The 24874-nt window shown below is 52.5% G+C and carries 26 protein-coding genes; 21 read left to right on the forward strand and 5 right to left on the reverse strand.

The features are described 5' to 3' along the window. Nucleotides 1–4: 4 nt before the first annotated feature. The 6 genes from lnt (at nt 5) to rihA (ending at nt 6190) form a co-directional block, all read left to right on the forward strand. Nucleotides 5–1543: an apolipoprotein N-acyltransferase gene (lnt, locus tag AC0XWG_RS00805; RefSeq protein ID WP_128347810.1), complete on the forward strand. Its 1539-nt coding sequence runs from the start codon at nt 5–7 to the stop codon at nt 1541–1543. Nucleotides 1544–1927: 384 nt separating this feature from the next. Then, nucleotides 1928–2833 carry an amino acid ABC transporter substrate-binding protein gene (locus AC0XWG_RS00810; protein ID WP_014069338.1) on the forward strand — a complete coding sequence of 302 codons (906 nt, stop codon included), beginning with the start codon at nt 1928–1930 and terminating at the stop codon, nt 2831–2833. A gap of 155 nt (nt 2834–2988) precedes the next feature. Then, nucleotides 2989–3729: a glutamate/aspartate ABC transporter permease GltJ gene (gene gltJ / locus AC0XWG_RS00815; RefSeq protein WP_028019467.1), complete on the forward strand. Its 741-nt coding sequence runs from the start codon at nt 2989–2991 to the stop codon at nt 3727–3729. Beyond that, nucleotides 3729–4403 (forward strand): glutamate/aspartate ABC transporter permease GltK, encoded by a 675-nt coding sequence (gene gltK, locus AC0XWG_RS00820; RefSeq protein WP_023334900.1) that lies wholly within the window; start codon nt 3729–3731, stop codon nt 4401–4403. Before gltJ ends, gltK begins: the two co-directional genes overlap by 1 nt. Then, nucleotides 4403–5128: an amino acid ABC transporter ATP-binding protein gene (locus tag AC0XWG_RS00825; protein WP_014883001.1), complete on the forward strand. Its 726-nt coding sequence runs from the start codon at nt 4403–4405 to the stop codon at nt 5126–5128. Before gltK ends, AC0XWG_RS00825 begins: the two co-directional genes overlap by 1 nt. A 120-nt stretch (nt 5129–5248) precedes the next feature. Continuing rightward, nucleotides 5249–6190 carry a pyrimidine-specific ribonucleoside hydrolase RihA gene (gene rihA, locus AC0XWG_RS00830; protein WP_475680280.1) on the forward strand — a complete coding sequence of 314 codons (942 nt, stop codon included), beginning with the start codon at nt 5249–5251 and terminating at the stop codon, nt 6188–6190. A gap of 79 nt (nt 6191–6269) precedes the next feature. On the opposite strand, the gene AC0XWG_RS00835 is transcribed toward rihA, so the two are convergent. After that, nucleotides 6270–6752, reverse strand: coding sequence for a zinc ribbon-containing protein (locus AC0XWG_RS00835; RefSeq protein WP_028019469.1), 483 nt, complete (start codon nt 6750–6752; stop codon nt 6270–6272). Nucleotides 6753–6966: 214 nt separating this feature from the next. Here AC0XWG_RS00835 and leuS point away from each other — a divergent pair, with 214 nt between their 5' ends. The 14 genes from leuS (at nt 6967) to lipA (ending at nt 21929) form a co-directional block, all read left to right on the forward strand. Then, nucleotides 6967–9549, forward strand: coding sequence for a leucine--tRNA ligase (gene leuS / locus AC0XWG_RS00840; protein ID WP_164881336.1), 2583 nt, complete (start codon nt 6967–6969; stop codon nt 9547–9549). Nucleotides 9550–9563: 14 nt separating this feature from the next. Further along, on the forward strand, nt 9564–10133 hold the full coding sequence (gene lptE / locus AC0XWG_RS00845) for an LPS assembly lipoprotein LptE (RefSeq protein ID WP_028019471.1): 570 nt from the start codon (nt 9564–9566) through the stop codon (nt 10131–10133). Then, nucleotides 10133–11164: a DNA polymerase III subunit delta gene (gene holA / locus AC0XWG_RS00850; protein ID WP_128347895.1), complete on the forward strand. Its 1032-nt coding sequence runs from the start codon at nt 10133–10135 to the stop codon at nt 11162–11164. The genes lptE and holA overlap by 1 nt, the downstream gene beginning before the upstream one ends. Then, nucleotides 11157–11822, forward strand: coding sequence for a nicotinate-nucleotide adenylyltransferase (gene nadD, locus AC0XWG_RS00855; RefSeq protein ID WP_049007950.1), 666 nt, complete (start codon nt 11157–11159; stop codon nt 11820–11822). Before holA ends, nadD begins: the two co-directional genes overlap by 8 nt. 269 nt (nt 11823–12091) lie before the next feature. Then, nucleotides 12092–12409: a ribosome silencing factor gene (gene rsfS / locus AC0XWG_RS00860; protein ID WP_003858696.1), complete on the forward strand. Its 318-nt coding sequence runs from the start codon at nt 12092–12094 to the stop codon at nt 12407–12409. A 3-nt stretch (nt 12410–12412) separates the two neighbouring features. Then, nucleotides 12413–12880, forward strand: a complete 468-nt coding sequence (gene rlmH, locus AC0XWG_RS00865) for a 23S rRNA (pseudouridine(1915)-N(3))-methyltransferase RlmH (RefSeq protein WP_128347806.1) — start codon at nt 12413–12415, stop codon at nt 12878–12880. A gap of 29 nt (nt 12881–12909) precedes the next feature. Continuing rightward, nucleotides 12910–14811 carry a peptidoglycan DD-transpeptidase MrdA gene (gene mrdA / locus AC0XWG_RS00870; protein ID WP_475680281.1) on the forward strand — a complete coding sequence of 634 codons (1902 nt, stop codon included), beginning with the start codon at nt 12910–12912 and terminating at the stop codon, nt 14809–14811. A 2-nt stretch (nt 14812–14813) separates the two neighbouring features. Next, nucleotides 14814–15926 carry a peptidoglycan glycosyltransferase MrdB gene (gene mrdB, locus AC0XWG_RS00875; protein ID WP_028019475.1) on the forward strand — a complete coding sequence of 371 codons (1113 nt, stop codon included), beginning with the start codon at nt 14814–14816 and terminating at the stop codon, nt 15924–15926. 16 nt (nt 15927–15942) lie between these two features. Continuing rightward, nucleotides 15943–17055 carry an endolytic peptidoglycan transglycosylase RlpA gene (gene rlpA, locus AC0XWG_RS00880; RefSeq protein ID WP_049007946.1) on the forward strand — a complete coding sequence of 371 codons (1113 nt, stop codon included), beginning with the start codon at nt 15943–15945 and terminating at the stop codon, nt 17053–17055. Between the two features lie 139 nt (nt 17056–17194). Beyond that, nucleotides 17195–18406, forward strand: a complete 1212-nt coding sequence (gene dacA, locus AC0XWG_RS00885) for a D-alanyl-D-alanine carboxypeptidase DacA (RefSeq protein WP_028019477.1) — start codon at nt 17195–17197, stop codon at nt 18404–18406. A gap of 105 nt (nt 18407–18511) precedes the next feature. Continuing rightward, nucleotides 18512–18775: a DUF493 family protein YbeD gene (ybeD, locus tag AC0XWG_RS00890; protein WP_003858718.1), complete on the forward strand. Its 264-nt coding sequence runs from the start codon at nt 18512–18514 to the stop codon at nt 18773–18775. A 94-nt stretch (nt 18776–18869) separates the two neighbouring features. Then, the gene (gene lipB / locus AC0XWG_RS00895; RefSeq protein ID WP_128347804.1) at nt 18870–19511 is read left to right on the forward strand and encodes a lipoyl(octanoyl) transferase LipB; all 642 of its coding nucleotides are present in this window, start codon (nt 18870–18872) and stop codon (nt 19509–19511) included. A gap of 291 nt (nt 19512–19802) precedes the next feature. Further along, nucleotides 19803–20756 (forward strand): YbeF family transcriptional regulator, encoded by a 954-nt coding sequence (locus tag AC0XWG_RS00900; RefSeq protein ID WP_128347803.1) that lies wholly within the window; start codon nt 19803–19805, stop codon nt 20754–20756. A gap of 207 nt (nt 20757–20963) precedes the next feature. Continuing rightward, complete coding sequence (gene lipA / locus AC0XWG_RS00905) at nt 20964–21929, forward strand: lipoyl synthase (RefSeq protein ID WP_028019480.1); 966 nt, start codon at nt 20964–20966, stop codon at nt 21927–21929. Between the two features lie 81 nt (nt 21930–22010). On the opposite strand, the gene tatE is transcribed toward lipA, so the two are convergent. Next, nucleotides 22011–22214 (reverse strand): twin-arginine translocase subunit TatE, encoded by a 204-nt coding sequence (tatE, locus tag AC0XWG_RS00910; RefSeq protein WP_023310742.1) that lies wholly within the window; start codon nt 22212–22214, stop codon nt 22011–22013. A 125-nt stretch (nt 22215–22339) separates the two neighbouring features. Next, on the reverse strand, nt 22340–23128 hold the full coding sequence (locus AC0XWG_RS00915) for a deaminated glutathione amidase (protein WP_128347802.1): 789 nt from the start codon (nt 23126–23128) through the stop codon (nt 22340–22342). A gap of 67 nt (nt 23129–23195) precedes the next feature. Between AC0XWG_RS00915 and crcB the strand changes: the two genes are divergently transcribed. Next, nucleotides 23196–23579: a fluoride efflux transporter CrcB gene (gene crcB, locus AC0XWG_RS00920; RefSeq protein ID WP_028019482.1), complete on the forward strand. Its 384-nt coding sequence runs from the start codon at nt 23196–23198 to the stop codon at nt 23577–23579. A 219-nt stretch (nt 23580–23798) separates the two neighbouring features. Here the strand turns inward: crcB and cspE are convergent, their stop codons facing one another. Continuing rightward, entirely contained in the window at nt 23799–24008 is a 210-nt protein-coding gene (gene cspE, locus AC0XWG_RS00925) for a transcription antiterminator/RNA stability regulator CspE (protein ID WP_002439184.1), read from the reverse strand. Nucleotides 24009–24198: 190 nt separating this feature from the next. Continuing rightward, on the reverse strand, nt 24199–24816 hold the full coding sequence (gene pagP / locus AC0XWG_RS00930) for a lipid IV(A) palmitoyltransferase PagP (protein ID WP_164881335.1): 618 nt from the start codon (nt 24814–24816) through the stop codon (nt 24199–24201). Between the last annotated feature and the right edge of the window lie 58 nt (nt 24817–24874).

Here is a 24874-nt window from a genome sequence, read left to right on the forward strand (position 1 = left end):
GTAAATGGCATTTGCCCCACTGCTTGAACGCCAGCGCGTCCGTTTGCTGCTGGCGCTGTTACTCGGAGCCAGCGGTACGCTGGCTTTTTCTCCTTACGATATCTGGCCCGCCGCCATACTCTCCCTGATGGGGCTACAGGGGCTGACCCTGAATCGTCGTCCGGTGCAGGCCGCTGCGATTGGCTACTTCTGGGGACTGGGGCTGTTTGGTTCCGGTATCAACTGGGTCTATGTCAGCATTGCTCAGTTTGGCGGTATGCCAGGGCCGGTGAACGTCTTCCTGGTCGTCCTGCTCGCGGCCTATCTCTCGCTCTATACCGGTCTGTTCGCCGGCATTCTTTCTCGTCTGTGGCCACAAACAACCTGGCTGCGCGTCGCCATTGCGGCACCGGTTGTCTGGCAAATTACCGAGTTCCTGCGTGGCTGGGTATTGACCGGTTTTCCATGGTTGCAGTTCGGCTACAGCCAGATTGACGGGCCGCTGAAAGGCCTGGCACCGGTGATGGGCGTTGAGGCGATTAACTTCCTGCTGATGGTTGTCAGCGGCCTGCTGGTACTGGCGTTGGCCAAGCGCTGCTGGAAGCCGCTGGTTGCGGCACTGGTATTGTTCGCACTGCCCTTCCCGCTGCGCTATATCCAGTGGTATACCCTGGAGCCAGAACGCGCTACGCAGGTTTCCATGGTGCAGGGTGATATCCCGCAGGCCATGAAGTGGGATGAAAAGCAGCTTCTGAATACGCTGAAGATCTACGCCAACGCGACCGAAGAGGTCATGGGCAAATCACAGCTGATTATCTGGCCGGAATCTGCGATCCCGGACCTGGAAATAAACCAGCAGCCGTTCCTGAACATGATGAACGATCTGCTGCTCGCGCGCGGCAGCACGCTGATTACCGGTATTGTTGATGCGCGTCTGAATCAGCAGAACCGTTATGACACCTATAACACCATCATTACCCTCGGCAAAGATAGCGAATACAGCTACAACTCCACTGACAGGTACAACAAAAATCACCTGGTTCCGTTTGGTGAATTTGTCCCGCTGGAGTCCATTCTGCGCCCGCTGGCACCGTTCTTTGACCTGCCGATGTCCTCTTTCAGCCGTGGTCCATACGTTCAGCCGCAGCTGCATGCGCACGGTTTTGCCCTGACCGCAGCCATTTGCTACGAAATTATCCTCGGCGAGCAGGTACGCGATAACTTCCGCCCGGACACGGACTTCCTTCTGACCATCTCCAATGACGCGTGGTTTGGTAAGTCGATTGGCCCATGGCAACACTTCCAGATGGCGCGGATGCGTTCCCTGGAGCTGGCGCGTCCACTGCTGCGTAGCACCAACAACGGCATCACCGCCGTAATTGGCCCACAGGGTGAAATTCAGGCCATGATCCCGCAGTTTACCCGTGAGGTGCTGACCACCAACGTCACGCCAACCACGGGACTGACGCCGTACGCCCGCACCGGCAACTGGCCGCTGTGGATCCTGACCGCGCTGTTTGGTTTTGGTGCGGTGTTGATGAGTCTTCGTCAGCGTCGTAAATAACCTTACCTTATGTTGCCGGGTGGCGTTGACGCTTACCCGGTCAACTTTTCCATACTGTTGCTACCATCCTACCATTCCCTCCAGACTCCAATTCTGGCACGCCTATTGCTTTGTTTATTCAGGTAAACGCAGTTTGGCTTAACGCGCAACCTGGTCGCACCAGCGTAGATCATCGGTAGCACCGAAACGGTGCAACGAGAGATTTTTGCCTCTGAATGGTGCGGCGCGCTTCGCAAAAATAAACAATAACGCAGCAAAATCTTTACATTAAGCCAGACTAAATGTTAACAAGCTTGCATAACACTGCACTCGCATAGCGCGAGATATAACAACATCACAATGGGTATCAATGCGTCTCTGGCGCTGATAAAAAAGGAGTTGGGTATGCAATTACGTAAACTGGCCACAGCAATGCTGGTGATGGGGATGTCTGCAGGCGTGGTCCACGCTGAAGACGCTCCGGCTGCCGGGAGCACTCTCGACAAGATCGCCAAAAACGGCGTGATCGTGGTCGGCCACCGTGAATCTTCTGTTCCGTTCTCTTACTACGACAACACGCAAAAAGTCGTGGGTTATTCACAGGATTACTCCAACGCCATCGTTGAAGCCGTGAAGAAAAAGCTGAACAAACCTGACCTGCAGGTGAAGCTGATCCCAATCACTTCACAAAACCGTATTCCACTGTTGCAAAACGGCACCTTTGATTTTGAGTGTGGCTCCACCACCAACAACCTTGAGCGTCAGAAACAGGCTGCTTTCTCTGACACCATCTTCGTGGTAGGTACCCGCCTGCTGACCAAAAAAGGCGGCGAGATTAAAGATTTTGCTGACCTGAAAGGCAAAGCGGTCGTTGTCACCTCCGGTACCACCTCAGAAGTGCTGCTGCACAAACTGAATGATGAGAAGAAAATGGATATGCGCATCATCAGCGCGAAAGACCATGGCGACTCCTTCCGTACCCTGGAAAGTGGCCGTGCCGTCGCGTTTATGATGGATGACGCCCTGCTGGCGGGCGAACGCGCGAAAGCGAAGAAACCGGACAACTGGGAAATCGTCGGAACTGCACAGTCAAAAGAAGCTTATGGCTGCATGCTGCGTAAAGACGACGCTGAGTTCAAAAAACTGATCGATGACACCATCGCCCAGGCACAAACTTCCGGCGAAGCGGAAAAATGGTTCGACAAGTGGTTCAAGAACCCAATTCCACCAAAAAACCTGAACATGAACTTTGAACTGTCTGACGACATGAAAGCGCTGTTCAAATCACCAAATGACAAGGCTCTTAACTAATTAGAACAACAGGGGCGGGATCTCCTGCCCTCTCGATTGTCGGGAAGCATGGACAGACTATACGTTGAGTGGTCGTTCCCCACTCAGCGCGAAAAATGAGCTTCTCACCAATCTTCGAGGGTAGCGCTGCTACCCTTTTTTTTCTGGAGTTTATTATGTCAATAGACTGGAACTGGGGCATCTTTCTGCAACAAGCCCCGTTCGGCAACACCACCTATCTTGGCTGGTTATGGAGCGGCTTTCAGGTCACTGTCGCTTTATCCATAACGGCATGGATCATCGCATTTCTTGTCGGCTCGCTGTTCGGTATTTTGCGTACCGTCCCTAACCGCTTTCTTTCAACCCTCGGCACCTTGTACGTTGAACTGTTTCGTAACGTTCCGCTGATTGTGCAGTTCTTTACCTGGTATCTGGTGATTCCTGAACTGCTGCCGGAAAATATTGGCATGTGGTTCAAGTCGGAACTGGATCCTAACGTTCAGTTCTTTGTCTCCTCGATGCTCTGTCTGGGGCTGTTTACCGCTGCGCGCGTGTGCGAGCAGGTGCGTGCCGCCATTCAGTCATTGCCACGTGGACAAAAAAATGCAGGCCTGGCGATGGGATTAACACTGCCACAAACCTACCGTTATGTGCTGCTGCCCAACGCCTACCGCGTTATCGTTCCACCGATGACCTCTGAGATGATGAACCTGGTGAAAAACTCGGCCATCGCCTCGACCATCGGCCTGGTGGATATGGCTGCGCAGGCGGGCAAGCTGCTGGATTACTCCGCTCATGCGTGGGAATCCTTCACCGCAATCACGCTCGCCTATGTTCTTATTAACGCTTTCATCATGCTGGTGATGAACCTGGTTGAACGCAAAATTCGCCTGCCGGGCAATCTGGGGGGCAAATAATGTACGAATTTGACTGGAGTTCCATTGTTCCATCCATGCCATACCTACTTGATGGCCTGGTGATTACCTTAAAAATCACCGTTATCGCCATCATCATCGGTATTGTCTGGGGTACCCTGCTGGCGGTCATGCGCCTGTCGAGCTTTAAGCCGTTCGCCTGGTTTGCGACCGCCTACGTTAACGTGTTCCGCTCCATCCCGCTGGTGATGGTGCTGCTGTGGTTTTACCTGATTGTTCCCGGCTTCCTGCAGAACGTGCTGGGACTGTCACCGAAAACCGATATCCGCCTGATCTCGGCGATGGTGGCGTTCTCCATGTTTGAGGCCGCTTACTATTCAGAGATTATCCGTGCGGGTATCCAGAGTATCTCGCGTGGGCAGTCCAGTGCCGCCCTGGCGCTGGGGATGACACACTGGCAGTCCATGCAGCTCATCATTCTGCCGCAGGCGTTTCGCGCCATGGTTCCACTCCTGCTGACTCAGGGTATCGTGCTGTTCCAGGATACCTCTCTGGTATATGTACTCAGCCTGGCAGACTTCTTCCGTACCGCCTCCACCATCGGTGAGCGTGATGGTACGCAGGTCGAGATGGTGCTCTTTGCGGGTGCGGTCTATTTTGTGATTAGTTTAAGCGCGTCGCTGTTGGTCAGTTGGCTGAAGAAAAGGACGGTATAATGATTTCCCTGAAAAATGTTTCTAAATGGTATGGGCACTTTCAGGTGCTGACCGACTGCTCCACCGAAGTGAAAAAAGGCGATGTGGTGGTAGTGTGCGGACCGTCAGGTTCCGGTAAATCCACGCTGATCAAAACCGTCAACGGACTGGAGCCGGTGCAGCAGGGTGAGATCGTCGTCAATGGCACTAAAGTCAATGACAAAAAAACCAATCTCGCCCAGCTTCGCTCTCACGTTGGCATGGTGTTCCAGCATTTTGAGCTGTTCCCTCACCTTTCCATTATTGAGAACCTGACGCTGGCGCAGGTAAAAGTGCTTAAGCGCGATAAAAAAGCGTCGCGCGAGAAAGGGCTGAAACTCCTGGAACGCGTTGGGCTCTCTGCGCATGCCGATAAGTTTCCGGCACAGCTATCTGGCGGCCAACAGCAGCGTGTGGCGATCGCCCGCGCGCTGTGCATGGATCCGGTGGCGATGCTGTTTGATGAGCCAACGTCGGCGCTCGATCCAGAGATGATCAACGAAGTGCTGGACGTCATGGTCGAACTGGCACACGAAGGGATGACCATGATGGTGGTGACCCACGAAATGGGCTTCGCCCGCAAAGTAGCAAACCGCGTGATCTTTATGGACGAAGGGAAGATCGTGGAAGACTCGCCGAAAGAAGAGTTCTTCGCTAACCCGAAATCGGAACGTGCAAAAGACTTCCTTGCAAAAATTCTGCATTAATCTTCTCAGTGCGCAATCTGCGGATTGCGCACTGCTTCACGCTTTCACTCACTTCCTCTCGTCGGCGTCACATTGCAGCGTTAACCTTGTCACAAAATAACGCTACGTATGGAGAACGCTATGGCACAGCCTATTATTCTCGATTGCGATCCGGGTCATGATGACGCGATCGCGCTCGTCCTCGCTCTTGCCTCCCCTGAACTTGACGTCAAAGCCGTCACCTCGTCCGCCGGAAACCAGACGCCTGAAAAAACCCTGCGTAACGTCCTGCGCATGCTAACACTGCTCAAACGCACCGATATTCCTGTCGCCGGCGGGGCCGTGAAACCGCTGATGCGGGAGCTGATCATTGCCGACAACGTTCACGGTGAGAGCGGGCTGGACGGCCCGGCACTGCCGGAGCCGGGTTTCGCACCGCAACACTGCACTGCCGTGGAGCTGATGGCGAAGGTGCTGCGTGAAAGTGCCGAGCCGGTAACGCTGGTGGCAACCGGTCCGCAAACCAACGTTGCGTTGCTGCTTAACAGTCATCCGGAGCTGCACAGTAAAATTTCCCGTATCGTGATAATGGGTGGCGCAATGGGGCTGGGTAACTGGACGCCTGCGGCGGAGTTCAACATCTTTGTCGACCCGGAAGCCGCTGAGATTGTCTTCCAGTCCGGCTTGCCGGTTGTGATGGCGGGACTGGACGTTACCCTTCGAGCGCAGATTATGGCGGACGATATTGAGCGTTTCCGCTCGGTGGGCAACCCGGTTGCGACAACTGTGGCCGAACTGCTCGACTTCTTTATGGAATATCACAAAGCCGAGAAGTGGGGCTTCCACGGCGCGCCCCTGCATGATCCATGCACCATTGCCTGGCTACTGAAACCGGAGATGTTTACCACAGTGGAACGCTGGGTCGGTGTGGAGACGCAGGGGAAATATACCCAGGGGATGACTGTAGTGGATTACTACTCACTGACGGGGAATGCGCCGAATACCACGGTGATGGTGGATATCGATCGGCAGGCGTTTGTGGATTTGCTGGCGGAGAGGCTCAAGTACTACGCTGCGGCCTGATGCCCTCACCCTACCCCTCTCCCAAGGTGAGAGGGGGCAGACACTAAAAACGGCAACATAGTTGCCGTTTTACTTTTATTTATGGCTCAAACGGTCGACGCTGAAACTGATCGTGCCCACATTTCGGACATAACGGCAGCACTTCCGGCGTATACACTGCAATATGGTGATGGCATTTCTCGCAGACCAGATTCCCCAGGCCAACCACTTCACCGCTGTGATACACACCATGATGGTTCAGATCCTGAAACACCTCGCGCCACTCCAGCTGCGTTTTATCGGTGATATCCACCAGTTCCTGCCACAGGCTCTCTTTAATCACCCGCATAAACACGCTGTCAGTGACCTCATCCTGGCTCTCCTGGTAGCTGCGTGCGAATTCTTCCAGGTCACGGCGTACCGCGCGGGTGACCTCTTCCACTTCGGTGCGCGTTAACTCACCCGTTTGCGTCACGCGGGCACGAGCCTGCTCCACCAGCGCGTCAATATCGCGCTCGCCGTTACGCAGCCGTTCCGTCAGTGTCGCCACCAGTTCGCGGTAAAATTGAGCAACCTTGTTCATCATTTTGCCTCCCGGGTAAGTAACTATTTCTAATAATAGACCTTATTTCGTCGCCGCTTTGTCAGGTGAAGCACAGACCCGGTAAATTCCTGCAATGTGCATTTGTGCGAAAGGCTGTTTTGACGCGGACGTTTGGGCTATGCTATGCGGATCTGAAATACCACATCCATTGGCTACATTTGTAGCTGTATTGAAAACAGGACCACTGGCTGCCATGCAAGAGCAATACCGCCCGGAAGAGATAGAATCAAAAGTCCAGCAACACTGGGACGAGAAGCGCACCTTTGAAGTAACCGAAGACGAGAGCAAAGAGAAGTATTACTGCCTGTCGATGCTTCCCTATCCTTCTGGTCGACTACACATGGGCCACGTGCGTAACTACACCATTGGTGATGTGATCGCCCGCTACCAGCGTATGCTGGGCAAAAACGTTCTGCAGCCAATCGGCTGGGACGCGTTCGGTCTGCCTGCTGAAGGCGCTGCGGTAAAAAACAACACCGCACCTGCCCCATGGACGTATGACAACATCGCGTACATGAAAAACCAGCTTAAAATGCTGGGCTTTGGCTATGACTGGAGCCGCGAGCTGGCAACCTGCACCCCGGAATACTATCGCTGGGAACAGAAATTCTTCACCGAGCTGTACAAAAAAGGCCTGGTGTATAAGAAGACCTCTGCTGTTAACTGGTGTCCAAATGACCAGACTGTTCTCGCGAACGAACAGGTTATTGATGGCTGCTGCTGGCGTTGTGATACCAAAGTTGAGCGTAAAGAGATCCCACAGTGGTTTATCAAAATCACAGCCTATGCTGACGAACTGCTGAACGATCTGGATACGCTGGATCACTGGCCAGATACCGTTAAAACCATGCAGCGCAACTGGATCGGCCGTTCTGAAGGCGTGGAGATCACCTTCAACGTTGAGAACTACGACCAGACCCTGACCGTCTACACCACCCGTCCAGACACCTTCATGGGCGCGACCTACCTGGCCGTGGCTGCGGGTCACCCTCTGGCGCAGAAAGCGGCGGAGAACAATCCGGAACTGGCCACCTTCATCGACGAATGCCGCAACACCAAAGTGGCCGAAGCCGACATGGCGACGATGGAGAAAAAAGGGGTTGCGACAGGCTTCTATGCTAAGCACCCACTGACAGGCGAAGCGATCCCTGTCTGGGCCGCGAACTTCGTTCTGATGGAATACGGTACAGGTGCAGTCATGGCTGTTCCAGGCCACGATCAGCGCGACTACGAGTTTGCGACCAAATACAACCTGCCGATTAAAGCCGTTATCCTGGCCGCCGATGGTTCTGAACCAGACCTGTCCGCGCAAGCGCTGACTGAAAAAGGCACCCTGTTTAACTCCGGTGAATTCAGCGGCCTGAGCTTCGAAGATGGTTTTAATGCCATTGCAGACAAACTGGCCTCTCTGGGCGTGGGCGAGCGTAAAGTTAACTTCCGTCTGCGCGACTGGGGCGTTTCCCGCCAGCGTTACTGGGGTGCACCAATTCCAATGGTGACGCTGGAAGACGGCACCGTGATGCCAACGCCGGAAGATCAACTGCCGGTGATCCTGCCAGAAGACGTGGTCATGGACGGCATCACCAGCCCGATCAAAGCCGATCCTGAGTGGGCAAAAACCACCGTCAACGGCCAGCCTGCGCTGCGTGAAACCGACACCTTCGACACCTTTATGGAGTCCTCCTGGTACTATGCGCGTTACACCTGCCCGCAGTATAAAGAGGGTATGCTGGACTCTGATGCAGCGAACTACTGGCTGCCGGTAGACATTTACATCGGTGGTATCGAACATGCCATCATGCACCTGCTCTACTTCCGCTTCTTCCACAAACTGATGCGCGATGCCGGCATGGTGAACTCTGACGAACCGGCAAAACAGCTGCTCTGTCAGGGTATGGTACTGGCTGATGCCTTCTACTACGTGGGTGCTAACGGCGAGCGTAACTGGGTGTCTCCGGTTGATGCTATCGTTGAGCGTGACGAGAAAGGCCGCATTGTGAAGGCGAAAGACGCCGAAGGTCATGAACTGGTCTATACCGGCATGAGCAAGATGTCTAAATCCAAAAACAACGGCATCGACCCACAGGTGATGGTTGAACGTTACGGCGCGGATACCGTGCGTCTGTTCATGATGTTTGCTTCTCCGGCGGACATGACCCTGGAGTGGCAGGAATCGGGTGTGGAAGGTGCAAACCGCTTCCTGAAACGCGTCTGGAAACTGGTTTACGAACACACCGCACAGGGCGATGCTCCGGCACTGAACGCCGCTGCACTGACTGAAGATCAGCAGGCGCTGCGTCGTGATGTTCATAAAACGATTGCGAAAGTGACCGATGATATTGGTCGTCGTCAGACCTTTAACACTGCAATTGCAGCTATTATGGAACTGATGAATAAGCTGGCGAAAGCTCCGCAGGACGGCGAGCAGGATCGTGCCTTAATGCGTGAAGCGTTGCTGGCCGTCGTTCGCATGCTTAACCCGTTCACTCCGCACGTTAGCTTCACCCTGTGGCAGGAGCTGAAAGGCGAAGGCGATATCGACAATGCGCCATGGCCACAGGCCGACGAAGCCGCGATGGTGGAAAACACTACGCTGGTTGTCGTTCAGGTAAACGGCAAAGTACGCGGTAAAATTACCGTGGCGGTCGATGCAACCGAAGAACAGGTTCGCGAACGCGCGGGCCAGGAACCTCTGGTCGCAAAATATCTTGAGGGCGTTACCGTACGTAAAGTGATCTACGTACCGGGTAAATTGCTGAATCTGGTCGTTGGCTAAGCGCGGGAGGAAACGTGCGACAACTGGCAACAATACTCTTATCTCTGGCGGTGCTTGTCACCGCTGGCTGTGGCTGGCACCTGCGCAATACCACGGCGGTGCCTGCTCAGATGAAAACGATGATCTTTGATTCCGGGGATCCGAATGGCCCACTCAGCCGGGCAATTCGTAACCAGCTGCGTCTGAACGGTGTTGAAATTGTTGAGAAACAAACGCTTCGCCAGGATGTACCGTCTCTGCGTGTGATAGGAGGCGGTCTGTCGAGAGATACAGCCTCTATCTTCCAGGATGGCCGCACCGCAGAGTATCAGATGGTGTTAACGGTCGATGCGGCAGTTCTGATCCCGGGTAAAGATATTTATCCGATCAGCACGAAAGTGTACCGTTCGTTCTTCGATAATCCGCAGACGGCGCTGGCAAAAGATGCCGAACAGCAGATTATTATCAACGAAATGTACGACAAGGCAGCGGAACAGCTGATCCGTAAACTGCCAAGTGTTGCAGCGTCAACCAAGCAAGGTTCTGACATTGTTGAAAAACCGGTTGCTGGCACGCTTCCCGCTGCTAACTCTCTGGGTAAATGATGATCAGGCTGTATCCTGAACAACTTCGCGCGCAGCTCAATGAAGGGCTGCGCGCGGCGTATTTGCTTCTTGGAAACGATCCGCTATTACTTCAGGAAAGCCTGGATGCCGTGCGCCATGCGGCGGCGGCACAGGGATTTGATGAACATCACACCGTTCAACTGGATAACAACACCGACTGGAACGCCCTCTTCTCGCTTTGCCAGGCGATGAGTCTTTTCGCGTCGCGCCAGACTATCCAGATCCTGCTGCCGGAAAATGGTCCTAACGCGGCCATGAATGAACAACTCGCTACGCTGGTGAGCCTGTTGCACAGCGATCTGCTCTTCATCGTGCGCGGCAACAAGCTCACTAAAGCACAGGAAAATGCAGCCTGGTTTACCCAGCTCGCGACTCACGCAGTGCTGGTCACCTGTCAGACGCCTGAGCAAACGCATCTACCCAAATGGGTGGCGGCGAGAGCGAAGCAAAACAACCTTCAACTGGATGACGCCGCGAATCAACTGCTTTGCTACTGCTATGAAGGAAATCTGCTGGCCCTGGCTCAGGCGCTGGACAGACTCTCCCTGCTCTGGCCGGATGGTAAACTCACCCTACCGCGTGTCGAACAGGCCGTTAACGATGCCGCGCACTTCACGCCATTCCACTGGGTGGATGCGTTGTTGGCGGCGAAAAGCAAACGCGCCCTGCATATTCTGCAACAACTGCGCCTCGAAGGGAGCGAACCCGTTATTCTGCTACGTACTCTGCAGCGCGAATTACTGCTGCTGATTACGCTAAAGCGTCAGTCTGCCCATACGCCGTTGCGTTCGCTGTTTGATAAACACCGCGTATGGCAAAATCGCCGTGCTATGACGACAGAGGCCATTAACCGCCTGAGTCATGAACAGCTGCGACAGGCTGTTCAGCTGCTGATGCGCGCTGAGCTCACGTTAAAACAAGATTACGGCCAGTCGGTCTGGGCAGAGCTGGAAAGCCTTTCTCTGCTGCTCTGCCACAAGGCGCTCGCAGACGTATTTATTGATGGATAGCATGCATTCTTTACAGGCCCTGTATGGTGGCACCTTCGACCCGGTACATTACGGGCATCTGAAGCCAGTCGAAATTCTGGCGAATCTGATCGGGCTTCAGCGCGTCACCATTATGCCCAATAATGTTCCGCCACACCGTCCCCAGCCTGAGGCGACCAGCGAGCAACGCAAAGAGATGCTGGCCCTGGCCATTGCGGATAAACCGCTTTTCAAACTTGATGAACGGGAGCTACGTCGCGATACTCCCTCCTGGACGTCACAGACGCTGCAGGAGTGGCGGACTGAACAAGGCCCTGACAAGCCGCTGGCCTTCATTATTGGCCAGGATTCACTGCTAAATCTCCCCACATGGCATCAGTATGAAACCATTCTGGAGAACAGCCACCTGCTTGTCTGCCGCCGTCCGGGTTATCCGCTGACGATGCGCGAAGAGCAATATCAGCAATGGCTGGAAGACCATCTCACCGATAATGTTGAAGATCTCCACAATCAGCCTGCCGGGAAAATTTATCTGGCAGAAACACCGTGGTTCGATATCTCTGCGACCCTCATTCGTGAGCGCCTGCAACAGGGTTTAGCGTGTGACGATCTGCTGCCCGCATCGGTACTGGCGTATATTCACGCACATGGGTTGTATCAGAAAAGCGCAGATGCCTGACCCGGGACCATAAAAAGTGGCTTATTGATTATCCTGCCTTGACAGAGTAAGCCATACTGTTATCCTCCGCTGCCAGACTTTCCCGCCGATCATTGCTTTACAGAAATTGTTTTACAAAAATGGCGATGCAATCTCAGGCGGAGGGTGGGATGATACCCGCCTTCAAAAGCCCGGCCGGAGACATTTGTCCCGACACAGGCGCTAGTTCAGGTATACTGTCTGGCCACGAATTCATAGTTATACAATCTCGTTCACCCCAGGGGGAAAACTTGCAGGGTAAAGCACTCCAGGATTTTGTTATTGACAAAATTGATGACCTGAAAGGTCAGGACATCATCGCTATCGACGTTAAGGGTAAATCCAGTATTACCGACTGCATGATTATCTGCACCGGTACTTCTACGCGTCATGTTGTTTCGATTGCCGATCACGTGGTTCAGGAATCACGTGCAGCAGGGCTGTTGCCGCTTGGTGTTGAAGGTGAAGCGACGGCTGACTGGGTGGTTGTCGACCTCGGCGATGTGATTGTCCATGTCATGCAGGAAGAGAGCCGTCGCCTGTATGAGCTGGAAAAACTCTGGGGTTAATGCGTGAAGTTGCAACTGGTCGCCATCGGCACCAAAATGCCGGACTGGGTACAAACCGGTTTTACTGAGTATCTGCGTCGTTTCCCAAAAGACATGCCGTTCGAACTGGTGGAGATCCCCGCCGGAAAGCGCGGCAAGAACGCCGATATCAAACGTATTCTTGATAAAGAGGGCGAACTGATGCTGGCTGCCGCAGGCAAAAACCGCATCGTCACCCTCGATATTCCAGGAAAACCCTGGGATACGCCGCAGCTGGCGCACGAACTGGAGCGCTGGAAGCAGGATGGCCGTGACGTCAGTCTGTTGATTGGCGGGCCAGAAGGGTTATCCCCTGCCTGCAAAGCGGCAGCAGAACAAAGTTGGTCTCTCTCCGCGCTGACGCTTCCCCATCCGCTCGTTCGGGTACTGGTGGCAGAAAGCCTGTATCGCGCGTGGAGCATTACGACCAACCACCCCTATCACCGCGAATAGTGACTTGACCAGGGTAGATTAAGCAGCGGATGAAACTACAGAATTCTTTTCGCGACTATACGGCTGAGTCCGCGCTGTTTGTGCGCCGGGCGCTGGTCGCCTTTACGGGGATTTTGCTGCTTACCGGCGTGCTGATCGCCAACCTTTATAATCTGCAAATTGTCCGCTTTACCGATTACCAGACGCGTTCAAACGAAAACCGTATTAAGCTGGTGCCAATCGCCCCCAGCCGCGGCATCATCTACGACCGTAACGGCACACCGCTGGCGTTAAACCGCACCATCTATCAAATAGAGATGATGCCGGAAAAGGTCGATAATGTTCAGGATACGCTGGAAGCGCTGAGAAGCGTTGTCGATCTTAACGATGACGATATCGCCGCTTTCAAAAAAGAACGGGCCCGCTCTCACCGTTTCACCTCCATTCCGGTAAAAACCAATCTGACGGAAGTCCAGGTTGCCCGCTTTGCGGTAAACCAGTACCGTTTCCCCGGCGTGGAAGTGAAGGGTTACAAACGTCGCTACTACCCTTATGGCTCTGCGCTGACGCATGTGATTGGCTACGTTTCCAAAATTAACGATAAAGACGTCGATCGTCTCGATAAAGACGGCAAACTGGCGAACTACGCCGCGACGCACGATATCGGTAAGCTGGGGATTGAACGTTATTACGAAGATGTTCTGCACGGACAGACTGGCTATGAAGAGGTTGAGGTTAACAACCGTGGCCGCGTTATTCGCCAGCTTAAAGAAGTGCCGCCTCAGGCGGGACATGATGTGTATCTGACGCTCGATCTTAAGCTTCAGCAGTATATTGAAACCCTGCTGGCAGGCAGCCGAGCAGCCGTTGTGGTCACCGATCCGCGTACCGGTGGCATTCTGGCAATGGTTTCAATGCCAAGTTATGACCCGAACCTGTTTGTCGATGGCATCTCCAGTAAGGACTATTCCGGTCTGCTGAATGACCCTAATACGCCGCTGGTGAACCGCGCGACACAGGGTCTTTACCCGCCAGCGTCAACGGTTAAACCGTACGTGGCGGTTTCTGCATTGAGTGCCGGTGTTATCAACCGTAATACCAGCCTGTTTGACCCGGGCTGGTGGCAGTTGCCTGGTTCTGAAAAACGCTACCGTGACTGGAAAAAATGGGGCCACGGTCATCTGAACGTCACCAAATCGCTGGAGGAGTCTGCGGATACCTTCTTCTATCAGGTGGCGTATGACATGGGGATTGACCGCCTCTCAGAGTGGATGAGCAAATTCGGTTATGGGCACTACACCGGCGTTGACCTTGCAGAAGAACGTTCCGGTAATATGCCAACGCGTGAATGGAAGCTGAAACGCTTTAAAAAACCATGGTATCAGGGCGATACCATTCCGGTGGGTATCGGACAGGGTTACTGGACAGCAACACCGCTTCAGATGAACAAAGCCATGATGATCCTCATCAATGACGGTGTCGTGAAAGTTCCACACCTGCTACTGAGTACGGTTGAAGACGGTAAAAAAGTGCCCTGGAACCAGCCGCATGAAGCGCCTGTGGGGGATATTCACTCCGGCTTCTGGGAAATCGCTAAAGACGGTATGTACGGCGTAGCAAACCGCCCTAACGGTACCGCGCATAAGTATTTCGCTGGTACGCCGTATAAAGTGGCCGCGAAATCAGGTACTGCGCAGGTGTTTGGTCTGAAAGCCAATGAAACCTATAACGCGCACCGCATTGCCGAACGACTGCGTGACCATAAACTGATGACGGCATTTGCCCCTTATGATAACCCGCAGGTGGCGGTGGCAATGATTCTGGAGAACGGCGGTGCCGGACCAGCAGTCGGGACCATCATGCGCCAGATCCTTGACCACATTATGCTGGGTGATAACAACACCGAACTGCCGGCTGAAAACCCGGCCGCCGCTGCGGCGGAGGACCAATAATCATGACGGATAATCCAAATAAGAAATCGCTGTGGGATAAAATCCACATCGACCCAGCCATGTTGCTGATCCTGCTGGCTCTGCTGGTTTACAGCGCCCTGGTTATCTGGAGCGCCAGTGGCCAGGACATCGGCATGATGGAGCGCAAAATCGGCCAGATTGCGATGGGTCTGGTCATTATGGTGGTCATGGCGCAGATCCCGCCGCGCGTCTATGAAGGCTGGGCACCGTACCTGTATATATTCTGTATTGTGTTGCTGGTTGCGGTTGACGCCTTCGGCGCTATCTCTAAAGGCGCACAGCGCTGGCTGGATCTGGGTGTGGTTCGCTTCCAGCCTTCTGAAATTGCCAAAATCGCCGTTCCATTGATGGTCGCGCGCTTTATCAACCGTGACGTCTGCCCGCCGTCGCTAAAAAATACCGCCATCGCGCTGGTGCTGATTTTCCTGCCGACACTGCTGGTTGCCGCGCAGCCTGACCTTGGCACCTCAATCTTAATCGCCCTCTCCGGCCTGTTTGTTCTCTTCCTGTCGGGCTTAAGCTGGCGTCTGATTGGTATCGCGGTGGTGCTGATTGCGGCTTTCATCCCCATTCTCTGGTTCTTCCTGATGCATGATTACCAGCGCCAGCGCGTAATGATGTTGCTCGATCCAGAAACCGATCCGCTTGGTGCGGGCTATCATATTATTCAGTCCAAGATTGCGATTGGCTCAGGTGGCCTACGTGGTAAAGGCTGGCTACACGGCACCCAGTCTCAGCTGGAATTTTTACCGGAACGCCACACTGACTTTATCTTTGCGGTACTGGCGGAAGAGCTGGGACTGGTTGGCATCTTAATATTGCTGGCGCTCTACGTGCTGCTAATCATGCGCGGATTGTGGATTGCCGCTCGTGCGCAAACCACCTTTGGTCGCGTCATGGCTGGCGGGTTAATGTTGATTTTATTCGTTTATGTCTTCGTAAATATTGGTATGGTGAGTGGTATTCTGCCAGTAGTAGGCGTACCGCTGCCGCTGGTGAGTTACGGAGGCTCGGCACTGATCGTGTTGATGGCCGGGTTTGGTATCGTGATGTCGATACATACCCACAGAAAAATGTTGTCAAAAAGCGTATAAAAATAAGGGGATCGGAATGCGTAAGCAGTGGCTGGGGATCTGCATCGCGGCAAGTTTACTTGCGGCCTGCACAAGTGATGATGGTCAGCAACAGGCAACCGTCGCGCCACCGCAGCCTGCGGTTTGTAATGGCCCGATCGTTGAAATCAGCGGTGCCGATCCCGTTTATGAACCGCTAAATGCCAGCGCGAATCAGGATTACGAGCGCGACGGCAAAAGCTACAAAATTGTTCAGGATCCTTCTCGTTTCAGTCAGGCAGGCTTTGCCGCCATTTATGATGCTGAACCCGGTAGTAACCTGACTGCATCAGGCGAAGCCTTTGACCCAATGCAGCTTACCGCAGCGCACCCAACGCTGCCGATCCCAAGCTATGCTCGTATAACGAACCTGGCGAATGGGCGAATGATCGTCGTGAAAATTAACGATCGCGGCCCGTACGGTAATGACCGAGTGATATCTCTGTCCCGCGCATCCGCTGACCGCCTGAACACCTCAAACAATACCAAAGTCCGTATTGATCCGATTATTGTAGCGCAGGATGGTTCGCTGTCCGGCCCAGGCACAGCATGTACCACGGTGGCTAAACAGACTTATGCCCTTCCTGACCGCCCAAATCTTGACGGTGGAATGGGGAGCGCCTCTTCACCGGCAGAGCCTGCTCAGCCAGGTGGGGAGATCCGCGCCATCAGCAATGATACCCTGCAAAGCGATGACTCGACCGGCGCGCCGGTAAAGAGTAGCGGCTTCCTTGGCGCACCAACGACCTTAGCCGCAGGCGTGCTGGAAGGCAGTGAACCTACACCAGCACCCGCTCCTGTTACCGCTCCGGCTACCCAGCCAGCTCCTGTAACAGCCCCAGCCGTGACGCAAAGTGCGCCAGTTGCTGCTCCAGCAGCGGCCAGTGGCAGTTATGTGGTTCAGGTAGGCGCAGTGAGCGATCAGGCCCGAGCCAAACAGTATCAGCAGCGTCTGAGCCAGCAGTTTGGCGTACCAGGACGCGTTGAGCAGAATGGCGCGGTCTGGCGTATTCAAATGGGGCCGTTTGCCAGCAAATCGCAGGCAGCGTCCTTGCAGCAGCGTCTGCAGAATGAAGCTCAACTTCAGTCATTTATCGCTGTTGCGAAATAATGAACCGGCGGTATCCGAATTGTCAGTTTGTGTAAAACACATTCACAAACTCATGCTTAAAGTCGGATGCCTGCCTGAATAGCATTTGCTATAGTAGGGCACTTTTTTTAATTCCATCACGGATGTCGTAGTTCTGACCATGAAGACCACTTTTTCCGCTCGTTTTGTGCAGCGCATGGCGCTGACCACGGCCCTTTGCGCTACTGCACTCTCTGCAGCTCACGCCGATGACCTGAATATCAAGACCATGATCCCTGGCGTTCCGCAAATTGATGCTGAATCCTACATCCTGATCGACTACAACTCTGGCAAAGTGCTGGCGGAACAGAACGCCGATGCTCGCCGTGACCCGGCTAGCCTGACCAAAATGATGACCAGCTACGTTATCGGCCAGGCGATGAAAGCGGGTAAATTCAAAGAATCAGATCTGGTCACCATCGGTAATGATGCGTGGGCAACCGGGAACCCTGTTTTCAAAGGTTCCTCGCTGATGTTCCTGAAACCAGGTATGCAGGTTCCTGTTTCTCAGTTGATCCGTGGTATCAACCTGCAGTCTGGTAACGATGCCTGCGTAGCCATGGCCGATTTCGCCGCCGGTAGTCAGGATGCCTTCGTAGGTCTGATGAACAGCTATGTTACCGCGCTGGGTCTGAAAAACAGTCATTTCCAGACCGTGCATGGCCTGGACGCCGATGGCCAGTACAGCTCCGCACGTGATATGGCGCTGATTGGTCAGGCACTGATCCGCGACGTACCTAATGAGTACTCCATCTATAAAGAGAAAGAGTTCACCTTCAACGGTATTCGTCAGACCAACCGTAACGGCTTGCTGTGGGATAACAGCCTGAACGTTGACGGTATCAAAACCGGTCACACCGACAAAGCCGGCTACAACCTGGTGGCCTCTGCGACAGAAGGCCAGATGCGCCTGATCTCCGCCGTGATGGGCGGCCGCACCTTTAAAGGCCGTGAAACAGAAAGCAAAAAACTGCTGACCTGGGGCTTCCGTTTCTTCGAAACCGTAAACCCACTGAAAGCAGGTAAAGAGTTTGCTTCTGAACCTGTCTGGTTCGGCGATAACGACCGTGCCTCCCTCGGCGTTGATAAAGACCTGTACCTGACCATTCCACGCGGTCGAATGAAAGATCTGAAAGCCAGCTATGTACTGAACAGCACCGAACTGCATGCGCCACTGCAGAAAAACCAGGTGGTGGGCACGATCAACTTCCAGCTGGATGGCAAGACTATCGATCAGCGTCCACTGGTTGTCCTGCAAGAAATTCCTGAAGGCAATTTCTTCGGCAAAATCATTGATTACATTAAATTGATGTTCCATCACTGGTTTGGTTAAAAATCGAACACTTGAAAGTGTGATTTTGATCCCCATATACTAAGTATCCTGATAACTCCCACCTGACGTGGGAGTTATTCTTTTTGACGTTACGCCGGAGCTGACATGAAAACCAAACTTAACGAACTGCTTGAATTCCCTACCCCGTTTACCTACAAAGTAATGGGTCTGGCGAAACCTGAGCTGGTTGATCAGGTGGTTGAAGTGGTACAGCGCCATGCGCCGGGTGACTACTCTCCGTCAGTAAAACCAAGCAGCAAGGGCAACTACCACTCGGTTTCTATTACCATTACTGCGACTCACATTGAGCAGGTTGAGACGCTGTACGAAGAACTCGGCAATATCGAAATTGTTCGTATGGTGCTGTAGTCCCTTTGAGGTTACCCGCTTTGCCGGGTAACCCTTCTCCCCGCTGTGATATACTCCCTCTCATCTTATGTCCTTCGTCTTCGGAGACACAGTTTTGTATCAGGATAAAATTCTGGTCCGTCACCTCGGGCTGCAACCTTATGAGCCTGTCTCCCAGGCTATGCATGACTTCACCGATTCACGCGATGACAGCACCCCTGATGAAATCTGGCTGGTCGAACACCTGCCGGTATTTACACAGGGCCAGGCGGGAAAAGCGGAACACTTATTAATGACGGGTGATATCCCGGTTATTCAGAGCGACCGCGGCGGACAGGTAACGTATCACGGGCCGGGGCAGCAGGTGATGTACGTCCTGCTTAATCTGAAGCGCAGAAAACTGGGTGTGCGTGAACTGGTTACCTTACTGGAACACACTGTCGTCAATACGCTGGCGGAATACGGCATTGACGCTCACCCGCGTGCCGATGCACCTGGTGTCTACGTCGGCGAAATGAAGATCTGCTCTCTGGGACTGCGTATTCGAAAAGGTTGTTCATTTCACGGTCTGGCGTTGAATATTAATATGGATCTTACGCCTTTCCAGCGCATAAACCCCTGTGGCTACGCCGGCATGGAAATGACACAAATGTGCCAGTGGGTCGACACGGCTGCGCCAGAAAATATTCGCCCTGTCCTTTTGAAGCACATGTTAGCACTACTTAACAATCCCCCATACGAATATATCCCTGCTTAATATATTATACAACATGGCTCGATAATTTGACGGGCCAGTGTTTATTTACCGCTTTTACGCTTTACAATAAACCACAGATTCTATATTTTCGAAGCGCCCGAATATTACCGTTACATATTATTTAGCCTCCAGCAAGCGCGATACGCAGGAACTAAGTAACTTGAGTGATAATCACACAACTGTTTGTTTTTGATAGACAAGTAAAACAAAACCAACACTTTACGAATCTCTACAGGCATAATAAATAAATTCAACTATCATTCATAATGTGAATGTATACGGAGTAAAAGCGTGGAGTCTACTAATTTACCAGCTAAACGCCTGAATGAACCTGGTGGCGAAGACAAGCCGCAAATTTTTCGGACTTTACGTAATATTGATCTCAATTTACTGACTATTTTTGAGGCAGTATATGTCCATAAGGGTATCGTTAATGCTGCGAAAATTCTTAATCTCACGCCATCAGCAATAAGTCAGTCAATCCAAAAACTACGTGCTATATTTCCCGACCCGTTATTTATCCGTAAGGGTCAGGGGGTGACGCCAACGGCTTACGCCACACATCTCCACGAGTACATCAGCCAGGGGCTGGAGTCGATCCTGGGCGCACTGGATTTAACCGGGAGCTACGATAAGCAGAGAACCATCACCATCGGCTGCTCCCCCTCTGTGGGTGTACTGGTGATGCCTGCGATCTTCCAGGCCGTGAAAGAGCAAGTGCCGCAGCTCCTGCTTCGCAATGTTCCTCTCAATGAACCTGATATTCAGCTTGCTCAGTTTCAGACAGACCTGATTATTGATAGCGGCAGCTTTAGCGCCAGAGCACTCGGGCAAAATGTGCTTTATGCAGATAACCTGGTTCTGGTTTGCCGCCAACATCATCCTGCTCTTAGCGAGCCATTGGCCATCGAAAACTTGCGCAACTATGATCATTCATCATTCATGACCGATGGGCAGTCTAATCATGCCCTGCGCCAGCGGATTGATGAAATCTTCCCGGAACGTCAGATCAGTTTCAGCAGTTACAATATGTTTACCACCGCATCCCTGATTGGCAGCAGTGACATGCTCTGTATCATGCCTTCACGCCTGTACAGCCTGCTGCGAAAATGCTGGCCGCTGGACAGCATTCCCCTCAGTCAACTTAATGCGGAATCTATCGAGATTTCACTGCATTACAACAAACTGAGTTTGCGCGATCCGGTACTGGAAAACGTCATCCGCATTATCCGTCAGGCCTTCTGACAGATTTAGCCAGCACAAGCCCCTGCTAGAGGCAGGGCAAAAGGCACAAAACAACAACTATTTTACAAATTGGCGACCTGGCAGGCTGCTTTAACGACCGTTTCAATGATATACTGCCTGTCGTTCGTTCAAAAATAGTTGATAAATACAACATTCCCTTGAATTGAAACGCTTTCCTTCGATATTCGCAACTGGAACACGCACGCTATGAGTAAACCCATTGTGATGGAACGCGGTGTTAAATACCGCGATGCCGATAAAATGGCCCTTATCCCGGTTAAAAACGTGGCTACAGAGCGCGAGGCGCTGTTAAGAAAACCGGAATGGATGAAAATCAAACTTCCGGCCGACTCTTCGCGTATCCAGGGGATCAAAGCGGCGATGCGCAAGAATGGCCTTCACTCCGTCTGTGAAGAAGCCTCTTGTCCGAACCTTGCTGAATGTTTCAATCACGGCACCGCGACGTTTATGATTCTGGGTGCCATCTGTACCCGCCGCTGCCCGTTCTGCGATGTTGCTCATGGCCGTCCGGTAGCGCCCGACGCTAACGAGCCTCAAAAACTGGCACAGACCATCGCCGACATGGCGCTGCGTTATGTCGTCATCACATCTGTTGACCGTGACGATCTGCGTGATGGGGGTGCTCAGCACTTTGCTGACTGTATTACTGCCATTCGTGAGAAAAGCCCGAACATCAAAATCGAGACGCTGGTTCCTGACTTCCGCGGCCGTATGGACCGTGCGCTGGACATCCTGACCGCGACGCCGCCAGATGTGTTTAACCACAATCTGGAGAACGTACCACGTATCTACCGCCAGGTACGTCCAGGTGCAGATTATAACTGGTCCCTGAAGCTGCTGGAGCGCTTCAAAGAGGCGCATCCGCATATTCCAACCAAGTCTGGCCTGATGGTTGGCCTGGGTGAAACCAATGATGAAATCATTGAGGTAATGCGCGATCTGCGTCGCCACGGCGTCACTATGCTGACGTTGGGACAATATCTGCAGCCAAGCCGCCACCACCTTCCGGTACAGCGCTACGTAAGCCCGGACGAGTTTGATGAGATGAAAGCCGAAGCGATGGCGATGGGCTTTACCCACGCAGCATGCGGCCCATTTGTTCGCTCCTCATACCATGCCGATATGCAGGCGAAAGGCGAAGAAGTTAAATAATTCTGTAATATTCATTTACAGTAATACGAAAAAACCGGCCTCATGAGCCGGTTTTTTTTCGCAAGCCCTCAGGCATTGCTATCACTCTTTGTGAGAAAGCTTGTCTGCCGGGACGTCATCCTCAGCGCTTTTCTTGGCTGCCGCATCATCGTCGTTCATTGCTTTTTTAAAGCCTTTGATGGCAGCCCCCAGGTCACCACCCAGCGTGCGTAACTTCTTGGTACCAAACAGCAGGACGACCAGTGCGGCAACCACCAGCAGTTTGGTAATACTAATCTCACCCATAGATACCTTCTTTACTTAAAACAGGCCGCATTCAGCGCCAAAACCTGATTGTATTAACGGTCATTTGACGCGTGCACACAATAGCAATCTGTAACAAGGTGAATCAAGCATTGTTGAAAAAAACATCACAATAATTGCGGTGGCGCAAACCGACGGTTATGAAGAACAGGTAATTGCTGACGTGCAAGCGCAATCCGTTCTAAATTAATCTCCGCGACCAGCAACACAGGGGTTTCCGCTGCAGCAGCAATCGTCACCCCCAGCGGATCGACCACCCTGCTTTGCCCGATGTTTTTATTACCGCACTCCCCTGCGGCAACGACATAACAAGTGGTATCAAGTGCGCGCGCCGCAAGCAATGTTCCCCAATGATGCTCTTTTAACGGCCCTTTCACCCAAGCCGCAGGCAATACCAGAATGTCCGCCCCTTGTAGCGCCAAATTGAGCGCCAGCTCCGGAAAACGTAAATCGTAGCACGTCATCAACCCAACCTTAAACCCGTCAATATCCAGTAGCGGCGGAACACAGTCACCAGGATCAACAAGCCGTGACTCCTGAATGCTGAACGCATCATAGAGATGAAGTTTGGCGTAACGTGCGACAATGGCCCCGCCACGGATAGCCACAAGCGTATTGACTGTTCGACCCGGCGTTGAGGGAACATGGATCGTTAATATCGTCGTCATCGTATTACCCGCGCTCTGGGCGAGCAATTGCTGTAAAAATTCACCGTCCAGCAACTGCGCGGACTTCACGGATAAATCCGGGTCATTATCATCCCTGGCCAGCAGCGCCTCAGGGAGCACCAGCAACGACGCGCCTTTCTGCCAGGCCTGCTTCATCAGGTTGACGCACGTGAGCGCATTTTTGTGCCAGTCTGGCGTGACCGCAAACTGTCCAACTGCAACATACATATTTGTCCCCTCATCATAAACAGCGTTAAACTCGCTACTCTTACACATCAAATAGCAGGTATTTAGCGTGTTACAACTACTTTTAGCCGTTTTTATTGGTGGGGGAACGGGTAGCGTTGCGCGATGGTTTCTGAGTATGCGGTTTAACCCCCTTCATCAGGCTATACCCATGGGAACACTTGCCGCAAACCTGATTGGTGCTTTCATTATTGGTATGGGGCTGGCCTGGTTTAACCGAATGACACACATCGACCCGATGTGGAAAGTCCTGATTACGACGGGTTTCTGCGGCGGGTTAACCACCTTCTCGACGTTCTCTGCAGAAGTGGTGTTTCTCTTTCAGGAAGGCCGTATCGGCTGGGCGCTGACGAATATCGCGATTAACATGCTCGGCTCCTTTGCGATGACGGGGATCGCATTCTGGCTATTTTCCTCCGCAAGTACGCATTAACTGTCGAACCGTTAATGTTGCCTTAATTTTTCTCTGTCACTCTGGCTCCAGTGCTGAACGAGGGTGACAGAATGAAACAGAGTCTGATGAGCGCAGGAATGGTGTTGTTAAGCGTGCTGATCGTTGCCAGCTTCCTGAAAATGTATCTGCTTGGCTGATTCAAAACGAAAAAAACCCGCTCTGTGAGCGGGTTTTGAAATTCTTGCTGACGCGTCTGAATTACAGAGCGATTACGTTAGCAGCAGAAGGGCCTTTGGCACCGTTAGTGATTTCGAACTCTACACGCTGACCTTCAGCCAGAGTTTTGAAACCATTAGACTGGATTGCAGAGAAGTGTACGAACACGTCTTTGCTGCCATCTTCAGGAGTAATGAAACCGAATCCTTTGGACTCATTAAACCACTTAACGTTACCTTTAATCTTAGACATCAAAATTACCTTTACATTAAAAAACGACACAAATGCTGTGTCGGTTACCAGTACATCAATTGTGAGACCTTTTGTCCAGCGGATCTTTGATAAAAAGTGACTAAAGTCGCGTTAATTTTCACTGACAGATTTTTATCGCTTATGAATCAACGTCTGCGCGTTTTTTCACCATCATGTAACGTTTTGTCAGTTAAAACTGAAAACGCATCCAGGCGAAGTAAACGTTTCCGTTGTTGTAAGTCCCCGGGATGTAGGTCATCTGGAACGTTGCGGGGCCATAGCCAATAGAGGCAAGCGGAAGCAGCACCGGGATCGGGATGTAATTCCAGTTGTCACGTGCAGTGACGCCGGCGGTATAACCTAAACCAACGTGGAAGTTCTCGTCCGCTAACGGACGCCAGGTTTTCTCCCAGCCATAACCCCCAATCGGTTCCCATTTATTAAACGAATCTTTAAAGGCCATCAGATAGATGCCATGCCAGTTGCCCTTTTCATCCCAGCGCGACTGACCAAAACCAGCCCCCCACGGGCGCTCGTTGTATTTATCTGTCTTCTCTTTGTCATAAGCAAAACGTGCATGCCACGTTATTGCCGGAACATAGAGATCATAATGTTCAGGCGCGGTCCAGGTCTGAGAAACATTATCCGTGAAGGTAGAGAACCAGCCTTTATCCTTTGCGTTGTCCTCTGCCTGTGCAACGGAGGAGAACGTTAACTGCCCAAAAATAAACAACAAAATAGAGAAAAATGTATTACGTACGATCACAATGCAATTACCATTCTTAGTATTCGAGGCAAAGTTTACCATAAATTAGTTTAATCAACGCTTAACAGCATCAGTATTATTCCTAATTATTCGCACTCCT

The sequence above is a fragment of the Enterobacter sp. DVT3837 genome, from assembly GCF_056238685.1.